Here is a 13148-nt window from a genome sequence, read left to right on the forward strand (position 1 = left end):
CCGGGCGGACGACGAAGGGGCGCTGTCCTGGCTCGCCCGGTGCGGACGTGACCGACACGGCACTCGGTGGACCGGGCCACCCCGGTGCAACCGCCGACCGAAGCACCCCGCACACCACGGACAGCCGGACAGCCGGACTGCCGGGCAGCCGACGAAGAGGCACCGCCCTGGCTTGGCCGGCCCGAACGGGCCGACACGGCCCTCGGTGGAACCGCGACCCGCTCGCGGAGATCGGCAGCCACTCCCGAGCCGCCGACGGAAGCGCCGCGCACACCGCGCTCAGCCGGACGAACAGCCCGGACGAACAACAAGGCGGCGCCGCCCCGGATGGCCCGGTGCGGACGTGACCGACACGGCGCCCGGTGAAACCGGGGCCACCCCCGACGCGGCAATCCCGCAGCCCGGCGCCGAACGCCCCCGCCAGGTCTCACTGACCCGCCGTCGTACAGCCCTCCACGCCCGTCGTCAGCGTCGCGCACGCCTTCGCCTCTGCGGCCGTGGCCACCGCGACCATCGGGGTGTACGCGTCCTTGTCGGCGTTGACCGTGCCCGTCTGGGGTGCGCCCTCGCCCTGGTCGGCCGCGATTTCGACCGTGTCTCCCGGTGCCGCCTGGGTGATACGGGCCCAGGCCACCCCGCACGTCTTGCTGTAGCGGACTTCCACGACCGCCGTGCCGACCGTCGCGGTCGTGGCCGTCTCGGCGAACTCGCCGCCGCAGCCCATGAGTTCAGGGTCCTCGCCCGTGCAGTCGTCACCCGCGCACTTCACTCCGGCGGGCAGTTCGGGTGCGCTGGTGGTCGGCTTCGCCGACGGGGGCTTGGCGACCTTCTCCTTGTCGCCGCCACCGCCCAGGTCCGTCAGCAGTACGGCTCCGGCTATCACCAGCAGCGCGCCGACGAGGGCCGCCACGAATATCGTCGTCCGGCGCCGGCCGCGTCCGCCGCCCTGGCCGGGCGAGCCGGGAGGCTCCGGAGGGGCCGACGGCGGGAAGCCGGACGGCGGGCCCTGGGGGGCGCCTGCCGGCCCGACGACGGGCCAGCCCCCGACGGCACCGGAGCCGCCGGACCGCGGTCCCGTACCCGCACCCGGACCGGGACGGGGAGGCGTCGCCGTACGTCCGCCGGGGCCGCCGGGGCCACCGGGCCCGCCGACCGGGTCGCCTCCGAACTCGCCGAGCGCGTCCCGCGCCTGGGATATCCGTATCGCTTCCATCGTCATGTCGTGGCGCATCTCGGAACGGCTCCACGCCCGCTCCGACAGCTCCCACATCGTCGTCAGATGCAGCGGATTCGTACCGGTCACCTCGGCGAGCGCCACGATCGCGCCCTTGGGCGCGAGCAGCCGGCCGTTGAGATACCGCTCCCACGACGTCTTGCTGTAGCCGGTGCGGTCCGAGACGGCGGCGATACTCAGGCCGCTCTTGTCCACGAGCCTGCGCAGCTGCGTGGCGAACTCCCTGACCTGTGGGTCGAGCTCCTCCGGTAGTGCCTTCCAACGAGGCATTACTTCCCCCTTGTCCCCCCGCACGCGCCTGAATGTGCTCCGCCGTGCCGCGCCCCCACGCCGGCCGACGACTACCCCAAGGGATGCGTGGAGCCAGGGCGTCAGTTCCAGAAATGGGAGTGCACCGGAGCATTCGGGACAGTCCCCGCGCCCCCTCGCGCGCCGCCTCCGATTCCGTCCCCCAGTCTCGCATCCGTTGCCCGGCGATCACACCATGGCGGAATGGTCACTTCCATGCCACAGGCATCCGCCGCCCCTTGATCCCGTTTGGCACGTCCATGACGCTGGCCCCATGCCGACGGCGCCCGTCCTGACTCGGGGGAGGGGATGGGCGCCGTCTTGTACTTCGTCTGTTTCGTACGTCGCCCGTTTCGTACGTCGTCCGTCGATCGCGGGCGGGACGGACCTAGGGGACCGTGGAGTGGACCACGTCCTCCAGGAACGGGATCTCCAGCCACGGGTCCGGCTGCGTCATCAGCGACAGCAGCACGATCGCCACGCCGAGCAGGCCGTACGTGACCATGTCGGTGAAGCGCGACCGTACGGCCAGCATGCCGACCGACGGCAGGATCCGCCGCAGGATCGCGCCGGTGATCAATGCCACACCGATCAGGATCGTGCCCCAGCGGAACGACTCCTTGAACGAATCGAGCCCGACGATCAGCAGCCCGAGCCCGGTCGCGCCCAGCACGGTCAGCAGCGGCCACTGACGGGCGGGGGCCGGAGCGTCGCCGGCCGCGGCACGGCCGCCGCCCTCGGGACGCGCGGTGTCCTGGGTGACGGTCGGAAAGCGCCGCGAGGTGCTGGGGACCGCGTCGCCGTCCCCCTCCCCCTCACGTACCGGCTCACCTACCGGCTCCGACACCGGCTCACGTACCGGCTCGCTCACGTCGCCGGCCGCAGAGTCGCCACCGCCGCCGGGCTCCGCCGCCGCGGCCGCGTCGGCGCCCGGACTCGTACCAGCACCCATGGGTGCCCCTTTCACGTTCCGCTACCGCTTCCGGCGCGCTCCGCCGCCTCGACGACGTTCACGAGCAGCTGCGCGCGGGTCATCGGGCCCACCCCACCGGGGTTCGGTGAGATCCAGCCTGCCACTCCCGCGACGTCCGGGTGGACGTCGCCGGCGATCTTGCCGTTCTCGTCGCGGCTGACGCCGACGTCCAGCACCGCCGCGCCCGGCTTCACGTCCTCCGCCTTGATGATGTGGCGCACCCCGGCCGCCGACACGATGATGTCGGCCTGCCGCAGATGCGTGGAGAGATCACGGGTGCCGGTGTGGCACTGGGTCACCGTCGCGTTCTCGGACTTACGCGTGAGCAGCAGCGGGATCGAGCGGCCCACGGTGATCCCGCGCCCGACGACCACGACGTGCGCGCCCTTGATCTCGACACCGTGCGCGCGCAGCAGCTGGATGATGCCGTACGGGGTGCACGGCAGCGGCCCCGTCTCGTTCAGGACCAGCCGGCCGAGGCTCATCGGGTGCAGTCCGTCGGCGTCCTTCTCCGGGTCCATCAGCTCCAGGACACGGTTGGTGTCGATGCCCTTGGGGAGCGGGAGTTGGACGATGTAGCCGGTGCAGTCGGGGTTCGCGTTGAGTTCGCGTACGACTGCCTCGATCTCCTCCTGGGAGGCGGTGTCGGGCAGCTCACGCTGGATCGAGGAGATGCCGACCTCGGCACAGTCGCGGTGCTTGCCGTTGACGTACCAACGGCTGCCCGGGTCGTCCCCGACGAGCAGGGTCCCGAGTCCCGGGGTGATGCCCTGCGCCTTGAGGGCCGCCACGCGGGCGGTCAGGTCGGACTTGATCGCGGCTGCGGTGGCCTTGCCATCGAGAATTTGGGCGGTCATGCGTCCATCTTCGCGGATGACCCCACCGCTGTTCCAATCCAAGGTCGGTTACGGGGAAACGTACGAGGTCGTGCCCGGGGTCGGGTACGCGGTCGGCCCGCCGTCCGGCGCGCGGGCGAGCGGCCAAGATCAACGGCCCGGCCCAGGTTGCGCTTGCACAACACATACGGATACCGACTGGACAAAAAGTCACCGCGAACAGCACGATGAGCCGCGCAGTGCGCGGGCAGTGTTGGGGGGCAAACCGCTCGGTTTTATGACGTTCCTCCTTCGGTTCCGCGATGTCCCCGCATTACCAACGGAGGAAACCCGCCATGAGCTTTGGCGACCCGAACAACCCGTACGGACAGCAGGGCCAGCAGCCCCAGGGCCAGCCGGGCTACGGCTACCCGCAGCAGGGCCAGCCTCAGCAGCCGCCCGCCAACTACGGCTACCCGCAGGCTCCCCCGGTCCAGCCCGGCTACGGCGGCTACCCCGGCGGCCCCACGGGTGGCGTCCCGCAGCAGATGCCGGGCGGTGTGTCGGCGTCCCGCGTGTTCCTCTGGATCCTCTCCGGCCTCAGCCTGATCGGCGGCGTGATCCTCATGCTCTCCGCGCTGGCGCTCAACGCGGCCAAGGACAGCGACGAGTTGGCCGACGACTCGCAGTTCCAGAGCCTGGTGGACCAGTCCAGCGGCCTGCTCTGGTTCATGACCTTCATCGCGTTCGTGTGGACCGTCGCGTCGATCGTCCTGGCGATCAAGTTCAAGACCGGTGGCAGCGGCCTGCGTACCGCGCTGATCGTCTACGGCGCCCTGACCATAGTCCTGGGCCTCTACCCGTTCGGTGGCATCGCGGGCATCGTCCACATCGTTCTCAGCATCCTGCTGATCGTCTTCGTGTCGAAGGCGGACGGCGCGGCGTGGTTCAAGCGCCCCCGTTACTGACGTACTCACGTACTCACGTACTGACGCGCACCGCGCTCGCGCACAACCTGGCGGCACACACGCCGGGGCGCATGCCAGAAGGCCGTAACACCCGCCGTATCGGCGGGGTTTACGGCCTTCCGGCGTTTGTCGCACGTACGGTGGCTGATCCTCGCCAAGGAACCGACCGCGCTCCCGGGGCTTCCTATCCTGACAACGATTCCGTCGGGAAGTCGGGAAGTCAGGAAGTCAGGAAGTCAGGAAGTCAGGAAAGGATCACCGTGGCCAGGGCACACGACAGCGCGTACGGCGGCAGCGGCAGCAGCTCCATGTACAGCGTCATCGTCGTGCCGATAGACAGCTCGCGCCCCGACGAGCAGGTCAGACTCGCTCCGGGCGAGACACTGCGGTTCGGCCGCACCCCGTCGGACGACCCCACCGGCTTCCTGACCATTCCGCACCACGGTGTGTCCCGGCGGGCGGGCGAGATCACCGCCGCGGGCTCCCACTGGACGCTGAGCAATCTCAGCCGTACGTCCACGTATGTCGTGGAGAACCCGGAAGGCGCCGGGGAGCACATCAAGATCGCGCCGGGGCGGATCGAGGCACCCATCCCGTTCGAGTTCTCCCGGGTCGTCCTGCCCGCCGCCGACGACCTGCTGAGCTTCGACATCTGGGCGCCACGGCACGATTACGCCGACGAGCCCGCCGCCCACTGCGACGGCGGCGAACCGACGGCGCACCCGTTCCCGCTCGACCGCACCAAGCGCTATTTCCTGGTCCTCGCCGCGCTCTGCGAGGCCCGGCTGCGCGGCGCGCCGCACGCCCCGCCGCCCACCGTCGACCAGGTCGTGGACCGGCTGCGCCGGGTCTGGCCGACGGCGAGCCGGACGGCCGTCCAGTGGAACATCGACTACCTCGCGGTCAAGTTCCGGATGAAGCAGCCGCCGGAGTCGGCGGACTGCGGGCCGCGGCTGAACGGCAAGAAGGAGTCGCTGGTCTCGCTCGCGCTCCGGTTCGATCTCGTACGGGAGGCGGAGCTGGCCGTGCTGGACACGGAGCCGGCCGTCCCGGAGCGGAAGTCGGAGCGGGAGCTGGGGCCGGGGCAGATGCCGGGGGCGGCGGCGCCATGAGGCGGGAGTCGCTGGCCGTCTCCGTCCCGTACGGCTTCCGGGTCGGTGCCTGGGAGGTGCGCGAACCGATCGGCTCCGGCGCCTTCGGCACTGTGTACGCGGCCAGACGCGCGACGGACGGCGCCCTTCCGGCGCGCGCGGCGCTCAAGTTCCTCCCGACCGGCACCTGCACACCGCGCCACTTACGCCACCTCCAGGAACTCGCCCAGCGCGAGCTGGAGATGCACCACAGGCTGAAAAGCCCCCGGCTGATCCGGATGTACGAGGCCCTGACGGTCTCGGCCCCCGGATCACCCGAACTCGACGGCGCCACCGTGCTGGTTCTGGAGCGCGCCGAGGGCTCCCTCGACGCCCTGCTCGCCCGCGCCCCCCGACCGGCGGCCGGACCCGCCCTCCTCACCCAGATCTGCGAGGGGCTGTACCAGCTCCACCACGCGGGCTGGATCCACGGCGACATCAAACCCGCCAACGTACTGCTGATGGCCGACGGCACCGCCCGCCTCGGCGACTTCAACCTCGCGGCGGAGCTGGAGGGCACGCACGCCTACTCCCCCGCGTTCTTCACCTCCGACTACACGCCGCCCGAACTGCTGTGGGCGGAGATCAGCGACCGCGGCCGGCAGACCCGCCCCAGCACCGACATCTGGGCCTTCGGCGTCCTCGCCCATCTCGTCCTGACCGGCACCATGCCGCTGCCGGGCGCCACCCGGACGGCACGCAAGGAGACCCTGCTGCGCTACGCGCGCGGCGAGTACGAACTGCGGCTCTCGCCCGAACTGACCGGGCCCTGGCGGCAGATCGTCACGGACTGCCTGTCGCGTACGCACCAGGAACGCGCCAGGCACGACGCGGCCTCCCTGCTCCGCCGGGCGGAACAGGCGACGGGCACGTCCCGTGCGTCCCGCGCACCACGCCTGCCCCGACTGCGCCCACGCCGCCGCGCGGCCTTCGCGCTGACGACGGCGGCGGCCGTGGTCGGCGCCGGCGCCCTCCTGGCCCTGCGGGACGAGCCGGCGTACGGCTACGAACGCTGCCCGGCCGGCGCGGTCTGCTTCTTCAGCGACTACAACGGGGGCGGTGAGATGTGCCGTTGGACCGGCGACGACGCCAACTGGCTTACGGGCGGGGAGTCGTGCTCCTGGACCCGGACCGGCCCCGTCAAGTCGGTCTTCAACAACGGCTCGGAGCGCGCGGGCGATCGCGACCTGGCGTACTTCTGGCAGCCCGGCTGGAAACCCCGCCCGGCCGACGGCGACCAGCGGATCGGCTGCACACTCGTCGGTGTCCGGGGCAATCTGGCCGGTTTCTACGCCCCGTTGTCGCACAAGTGGGTGCCGCGCTGCTGAGCCATCCTCCCCTGCCCCCGCCCCCGCCCCGAACCGCACCCTGAGACATCTGAGGTACCTCCCCCACCGCCCCGGCGGAACGATGAAGTCGTGCCTCCAAGGGGCGGCACAAGGAGCACAACGGGGAAGCACCACCGGATGCGTGGTGCGGGAGGAGTAACCATGCGCAAGATCCGTACGGCCGTGGCGGGAGTCACGATCGGCGCGGCGCTCGCCTTCGGCAGCCTGGCCGGGACCGCACAGGCCGACCCGACGGCCGACCAGGGGACGCGGGCCACGTTCGACGGCCGCGGCATCGACCTGTCCGGCGGGTGGCAGGGCGCCCAGGCCTGCGCGGTGTTCGCAGAGAACGACGTCCGCTGCTACGACACGACGGAAGCCGCCGACCAGGCGTCCGGCTACAACCGCGCCGCCGACCCGCTGGCGGCCCGCGCCCCGGCGTGCGCGTCCGGCTGGGTCTGCCTGTATCAGTACGAGAACGGCGGGGGCCGGCGCCTCATCTTCAGCGACGAGTACTGGGACAACCTCGGCAACTACGGCTTCGACAACAAGACCTCGTCCTGGCGCAACAACCAGAACAGGGGGGACAACGCGTCCCTGGCCCGGAACGCCAACGGCTCGGGGACCCGGGTGACCCTGTCGGCCCCGGGCTACGCCTCGTCCCTCGGCGCCTTCGACAACAGGGCGAGCGCCGTGCACGGCTGACCGACGCATCCATCCGTCCGACGTGAACGGCGACGGCCGCCCCCGTGACGTACGGGGGCGGCCATCGCCGCACAACAGCTCGGGTCAGTGGAAGAAGTGCCGCGTCCCGGTGAAGTACATCGTCGCGCCCGCCTTCTTCGCGGCCTCGATCGTCAGCTCGTCACGCACCGAACCACCCGGCTGCACCACGGCCTTGACGCCCGCGTCCAGCAGGATCTCCAGTCCGTCGGGGAACGGGAAGAACGCGTCCGAGGCCGCGTACGACCCACGGGCCCGCTCCTCGCCCGCGCGCTCCACGGCGAGCTTCGCCGAGTCCACGCGGTTGACCTGGCCCATGCCGACGCCGACGCTCGCGCCGTCCTTGGCGAGCAGGATCGCGTTGGACTTGACCGCGCGGGATGCCTTCCACGCGAAGGCCAGCTCGCGCAGCTCGGCCTCCGACAGGGCGTCGCCGGTCGCGAGCGTCCAGGTCGACGGGTCGTCGCCGTCGGCCTGGAGGCGGTCGGCGACCTGGAGCAGCGCGCCGCCGTCGATGGGCTTCACCTCGACGGGCGCGGAGGGGCCGCCCTCGCAGCGCAGCACGCGGATGTTCTTCTTGCGGGACAGCACCTCGACGGCGCCGTCCTCGTAGCCGGGCGCGACGATGACCTCGGTGAAGATCTCGGCGACCTGCTCGGCCATCGCGACGGAGACAGGCCGGTTGACGGCGATGACGCCGCCGAACGCGGACAGCGGGTCGCAGGCGTGGGCCTTGCGGTGCGCCTCGGCGATGTCGTCGGCGATCGCGATGCCGCACGGGTTGGCGTGCTTGATGATCGCGACGCACGGCTCCGTGTGGTCGTACGCGGCACGGCGCGCGGCGTCGGTGTCCGTGAAGTTGTTGTAGCTCATCTCCTTGCCGTGCAGCTGCTCCGCCTCGGCGAGACCGCCGGTACCGCTGGTGTAGAGCGCGGCGGCCTGGTGCGGGTTCTCGCCGTAGCGCAGGACGTTCTTGCGCTCGTACGTCGCGCCGAGGAAGTCCGGGAGAGCTGAATCGTCAGCGGCGGCGTAGTCGGCGGCGAACCAGGAGGCCACGGCCACGTCGTACGCGGCGGTGTGCTGGAACGCCTCGGCGGCGAGCCGCTTGCGCGCCGCCAGGTCGAACCCGCCGTCCTGTACGGCCGCGAGGACGTCCCCGTACCGCGCGGGGCTGGTGACGATGGCGACCGACGGGTGGTTCTTCGCGGCGGCGCGGACCATGGACGGGCCGCCGATGTCGATCTGCTCGACGCACTCGTCGGGGGTGGCCCCGGACTCGACGGTCTCGCGGAAGGGATAGAGGTTGGAGACGACCAGCTCGAAGGGCTCGATGTCCAGTTCGGCGAGCTGCTCGCGGTGCGAGGCGAGCCGCTGGTCGGCGAGGATGCCGGCGTGGACGCGCGGGTGCAGCGTCTTCACGCGGCCGTCGAGGGTCTCCGGGAAGCCGGTCAGCTCCTCGACCTTGGTGACGGGCACACCGGCGGCGGCGATCCTCCCGGCGGTGGAGCCGGTCGAGACGAGCGTGACGCCGGCCGCGTGCAGTCCACGGGCGAGGTCTTCCAGGCCTGTCTTGTCGTAGACGCTGACCAGCGCGCGGCGGATGGGCCGCTTCGTACCTTCGACGGCCTGTGCGGCGGTCGCTCCGGCGGTCTCTTCGACGCTCACTGGATTGTTACCTTTCGTCCCTCAATGCGGTAGCCGTGCCGGGCGAGCCGCCCCACGACATCGACGAGCAGCCGTCGCTCGACGTCCTTGATGCGCTCATGGAGAGCGGTACCACCGTCCGCGTGATCCTCGTCCCGCACCTCGACCACGCCTTGCGCGATGACCGGGCCGGTGTCGACGCCGTCGTCGACGAAGTGGACGGTGCAACCGGTGACCTTCGCCCCGTACGCGAGCGCGTCACGCACCCCGTGGGCACCGGGAAAACTGGGCAGCAGGGCGGGGTGGGTGTTGATGAACCGACCGCCGAAGCGGGCCAGGAACCGCTTCCCGACGATCTTCATGAAGCCGGCCGAGACGACGAGATCGGGCTCGTACGCGGCGGTGGCCTCGGTGAGCGCGGCATCCCACTCGTCACGCGTCGCGTGGTCCTTGACGCGGCGGACGAAGGTCGGCAGCCCGGCGCGTTCGGCACGCTCCAGACCGGCGATGGAGTCCCGGTCGGCGCCGACGGCGACGACGCGGGCGCCGTATCCCTGCGGGTCGGCCTCGACGGCGTCGAGCAGGGCCTGGAGGTTCGTACCGGAGCCGGAGACGAGGACCACGAGCCGGGCCGGGGAGCCGAATTCGACCGTGGAGCCGGGTTCCGGCGGGGTGACCGGGTCGTCGGGAGCGGGCGGGGACGGCGGGGAGGCCACGGCGGAACGCCTTTCTGGACGCGAGCACAGCCTCGCGGGTCGTGCGGGTCGTGCGGCTTTGTGTGGTCGTACGAACGAATCGTGTCTCCCGTATCGGGGAACTCTACGAAGGAGCCGACCGTCAGCAACGATACCGGCACACCGAACGGCCCCCGGGGGACGGGGGCGCGGCCGGGAGGTAGCGTCTGGGGACACGGACCTGTCTCCAGACGGGCCATACGACACAAGACCCCTTGCGCCAAGGGTCTGAGGGGAAGACGTTCACCAGATGCCGGACCGACGACACCGCACGGCACTCCCTGTCCCGCAGCCCACCGGGCCGGTGCTTCTGCTGCGGGAACGCCAGTCCTCGTCCGCCGGGTCCTCCGGGCCGGAGGACTCTTCGGGGTCCTCGGGTTCTTCGGGGAGTTCCGGAGGTTCGGGAGGTTCCGGAGGTTCCGGCTCCGACGGATCTTCGGGGTCTTCCGGCTCCTCCGGGTCCTCGGGTTCCTCGGGGTCCGGGTCCTCGGGATCCTCCGACGACAATCCGTTCGCGCCGCCGCCGGAGGACAGGCCCGACCAGCCGTGGCAGCCGCGCCACCCCCAGAACGGCGGGACGCCGGACGACCAGTCGTCGGGCGGTGACCGTTCGTCCTGGGGCAGCCAGTGGAGCAGCCGTCAGCCGGGCCGCTCGTCGGGCGGTTTCGGCGGCAGGCCCGGCGGCCAGAACGGACCGGGCGGCCAGCAGAACGGCCCCGGCGGCCCCGGCGGTCCCGGTGGCCGCCAGGACGGTCCGGACGGCCGCCCCGGCAGGGGTCTGCGCTGGGACCCGACCGACCCGTTCCAGCGCCGCGCCCGGTACTCGATCCTCTCCGGCATGTGGGCGTTCTTCTTCGCCCTCTTCGACTTCCCGGAGATCGCGCTGCTCCTCGGGGCACTCGCGCTGTACTGGGGCATCAGTTCGCTGCGGGCCAAGGCTCCGCTGCCACGTACACCGGTTGACGGCGGCACAGGTGCGAGTCGTTCGGACGTGGGGACGACTTCCGGCCGCGAGGGGGCCGGCTCCGGATCCGGCTCGGACTCCGGTACGACGTCTCCCGCGCCGACCATCACGGGCGCACCGCCGGTACCGAGCACGCCGCCCGGCACCCCGGCCCAGGGCACGACGGCGCACAAGCCGCAGACGACGGCCGCGGTGAGCGGGATCGTGACGGCGTCCATCGCGCTGCTGGTCGTGGCGGCGACGTTCACCGTGCAGCTCGTCTACCGCGACTACTACACGTGCGTGAACGACGCGCTGACGAAGACGGGTCAACTGGCCTGCAACGACAAGCTGCCCGACTCACTGGTCCCGATCTTCGGCGTCCAGAAGTAGCCGAGAGGCAGCCCGGCACATCCGACGGCGGCCCCGCCCCTCCCGGTTCAGGGAAGGGCGGGGCCGCCGCTCGTTCGAGTGGTGTGGATCAGTCGGCCGCTTTCGCTTCCGGCTCCGGCTCGGGCTCGGACTTGGACTTGGCCTCGGACTTGGCCTCCGATTGAGGCTCGGCCGCGGGCTCCGACTCCGAATCGGGTTCAGGCTGCCGCGGCCCGGCCGGCGGGAAGTCGGTCATCAGGCCGCCGGACGCCTGCTTGATCGCGGCCCAGCGCGCCTCCTGGGCGTCCCGGTCGTGCCAGGCGTCCATCGGCAGGAAGTCGTACGACACCTCCGCCGGATCCGCGCCGTCCAGCGTGGGCGGTGCGTCGCCGCTCTCGGGCTTCTCGGGCCCGTCGTCCGCGGCGGCGTCCGGTTCCTTCTCGGCCGCCGCCCCGCCTCGCCGCCACGGCACCCGTCGCCACCAGGCGGTCTTCGCGGCGGCTGCCTCCGCCGGTGCGTCCGGTGACTCGCCCACCGTCTCCCTCGCCTCGACCACCGCCTCGTTCGTCTCTCCCATCTCTCCTGCCTCCTCCACCTCGTCTGCTTCATCCGCGTTGTCCGCGTCGTCCGCCACGCGCCGTTCGCGCAGCCGCCAGGCCCGTACCAGCAGCGCCGCCGGTACGCCGATGCCCACCGTCCAGGCCAGCGCCGCCGCCCCGGTGAGCCACCACACCGGCCCGAACTCCACCAGCCGCCCCGTCCCCATCGGCCCGCCCGCCACCGCGGCCAGCGCCGCCGTCAGCACCGCGCACCCGGCCCCGGCGAGCGCCGCCGCGAGGGCGGTGTCGCGCGCGCTCCAGGCCTCGTCCCGTTCGGCGTAGGGCGGGGCCGCGACTCGTACGGTGAACCAGGCGATCGTCAGCCCGGCCACCAGCGGCACGGCGCCCGCCGCCCAGGTCACCGCCGTGCCGGGCCCCTCGGCCGGCACGGCGGCCAGCAGCGGGAAGGGCGGCAGCGCGGGGCTGCCCGTGACAGCGAGCGGGGTGACCGTCGCCGACGTGCCGAGTGCGAAGCCGGGGCCGAGGGCGTACGAGGCGCCCCAGACCGCCGCGTTCGGGAGGAGGGCGAGGGACAGCAGCAGTACGGCGACCCGTCCGGACCAGGCCGCCGCCAGTTGCAGGAACGATTCCTGTGCGGTGTCCGCGTGCCACATCAGCGAGCAGGCGACCAGAAGAAGCCCGCCGCCCAGCAGTACCGCCGTCCCGGCGGTCGTCGCCCGCAGCACGACGACGGCCCTGCGGCGCCTCCCTGCCGCCGCCGCGGTCGCCGCGTCCCCGCCGGCACCTGCGGCACTCGCGGCCGAGGCCCTCAGTCCGGGCAGCCGGTCCAGCAGCGGACTCATCGGCCGGCCGCTCCCCACCCAGACCCCGGCGACGGCGGACAGCACCGGCACCAGGGGCAGCGTGAGCGCGGTGTCGAGTGTGTCCGTGGAGATCGGCCCGCCCCGCGCGTAGAACACGACGGCGGCGCCGACCAGCAGATATCCGCCCGCGACCGTGCACAGGGCGCCGAGCGCGGTGAGTTGCGGCCGGCCCTCGTCCGGCTCCAGCGCGTCGCGGGACGAGCGGTAGACCAGCCACACCGGCAGGGCCACGACCAGCAGGGGTACGACTCCGATGGGCGCGGGCACCCCGGACAGCGTGTCGGGCCGTACCAGCTCCGCGCCGTGGGCCAGCAGCCAGAGCGCCGCCGCGATGTGCAGGGCGCCGCCGGCGCCGCTGTCGGGATACGGCGAGCTGATCCAGGCCGCGATGACCAGCACGGCGAGACCGCCGAGTCCGAGGCCCGCGGCGAGACCTCCCCGGAGGAACGCGGCGGTCAGCGCGGCGGCCCGGCCCCGCTCGGCGGCCGAGGCCGAGGACAACGTGGTGCTGCGCTCGCTCACTTGGGTCACGCCGCCATGCTCCCAACGACACGCGCTTAAACCGCGTAACAG

11 protein-coding genes are annotated in these 13148 nt (G+C 72.0%); 5 read left to right on the plus strand and 6 right to left on the minus strand.

From position 1 onward, the window contains the following. Window positions 1-427 precede the first annotated feature (427 nt). From ACFT9I_RS18080 to ACFT9I_RS18090, 3 genes are all read right to left on the minus strand, one after another. Complete coding sequence (locus tag ACFT9I_RS18080) at window positions 428-1504, minus strand: XRE family transcriptional regulator (RefSeq protein WP_382565279.1); 1077 nt, start codon at window positions 1502-1504, stop codon at window positions 428-430. Window positions 1505-1910: 406 nt separating this feature from the next. Next, window positions 1911-2474 carry a DUF3017 domain-containing protein gene (locus tag ACFT9I_RS18085; RefSeq protein WP_382565281.1) on the minus strand — a complete coding sequence of 188 codons (564 nt, stop codon included), beginning with the start codon at window positions 2472-2474 and terminating at the stop codon, window positions 1911-1913. Window positions 2475-2485: 11 nt separating this feature from the next. Beyond that, window positions 2486-3352 (minus strand): bifunctional methylenetetrahydrofolate dehydrogenase/methenyltetrahydrofolate cyclohydrolase, encoded by an 867-nt coding sequence (locus ACFT9I_RS18090; protein ID WP_354608956.1) that lies wholly within the window; start codon window positions 3350-3352, stop codon window positions 2486-2488. 314 nt (window positions 3353-3666) lie between these two features. On the opposite strand from ACFT9I_RS18090, the gene ACFT9I_RS18095 reads away from it, so the two are divergent. From ACFT9I_RS18095 to ACFT9I_RS18110, 4 genes are all read left to right on the plus strand, one after another. Next, the gene (locus ACFT9I_RS18095) at window positions 3667-4278 is read left to right on the plus strand and encodes a hypothetical protein (protein WP_382565282.1); all 612 of its coding nucleotides are present in this window, start codon (window positions 3667-3669) and stop codon (window positions 4276-4278) included. A 308-nt stretch (window positions 4279-4586) separates the two neighbouring features. Continuing rightward, window positions 4587-5390, plus strand: a complete 804-nt coding sequence (locus ACFT9I_RS18100; protein WP_382565334.1) for an FHA domain-containing protein — start codon at window positions 4587-4589, stop codon at window positions 5388-5390. Then, window positions 5387-6736, plus strand: a complete 1350-nt coding sequence (locus ACFT9I_RS18105) for a protein kinase (protein ID WP_382565284.1) — start codon at window positions 5387-5389, stop codon at window positions 6734-6736. Before ACFT9I_RS18100 ends, ACFT9I_RS18105 begins: the two co-directional genes overlap by 4 nt. A 162-nt stretch (window positions 6737-6898) precedes the next feature. Beyond that, window positions 6899-7441, plus strand: coding sequence for a peptidase inhibitor family I36 protein (locus ACFT9I_RS18110; RefSeq protein WP_382565285.1), 543 nt, complete (start codon window positions 6899-6901; stop codon window positions 7439-7441). Between the two features lie 84 nt (window positions 7442-7525). Here ACFT9I_RS18110 and purH read toward each other — a convergent pair whose 3' ends face one another. Both purH and purN read right to left on the minus strand, forming a co-directional pair. Further along, window positions 7526-9124 (minus strand): bifunctional phosphoribosylaminoimidazolecarboxamide formyltransferase/IMP cyclohydrolase, encoded by a 1599-nt coding sequence (purH, locus tag ACFT9I_RS18115; protein ID WP_382565287.1) that lies wholly within the window; start codon window positions 9122-9124, stop codon window positions 7526-7528. Beyond that, window positions 9121-9726, minus strand: a complete 606-nt coding sequence (gene purN / locus ACFT9I_RS18120) for a phosphoribosylglycinamide formyltransferase (protein WP_382565337.1) — start codon at window positions 9724-9726, stop codon at window positions 9121-9123. Before purN ends, purH begins: the two co-directional genes overlap by 4 nt. A gap of 361 nt (window positions 9727-10087) precedes the next feature. On the opposite strand from purN, the gene ACFT9I_RS18125 reads away from it, so the two are divergent. Continuing rightward, complete coding sequence (locus ACFT9I_RS18125) at window positions 10088-11173, plus strand: hypothetical protein (protein WP_382565289.1); 1086 nt, start codon at window positions 10088-10090, stop codon at window positions 11171-11173. Between the two features lie 88 nt (window positions 11174-11261). Here ACFT9I_RS18125 and ACFT9I_RS18130 read toward each other — a convergent pair whose 3' ends face one another. Continuing rightward, a complete protein-coding gene (locus ACFT9I_RS18130; RefSeq protein ID WP_382565291.1) occupies window positions 11262-13106 on the minus strand; it encodes a DUF6350 family protein in 1845 nt (614 codons plus the stop codon). Window positions 13107-13148 lie beyond the last annotated feature (42 nt).

This window comes from Streptomyces sp. NPDC057137 (assembly GCF_042670825.1).
Classification (GTDB): Bacteria; Actinomycetota; Actinomycetes; order Streptomycetales; family Streptomycetaceae; genus Streptomyces.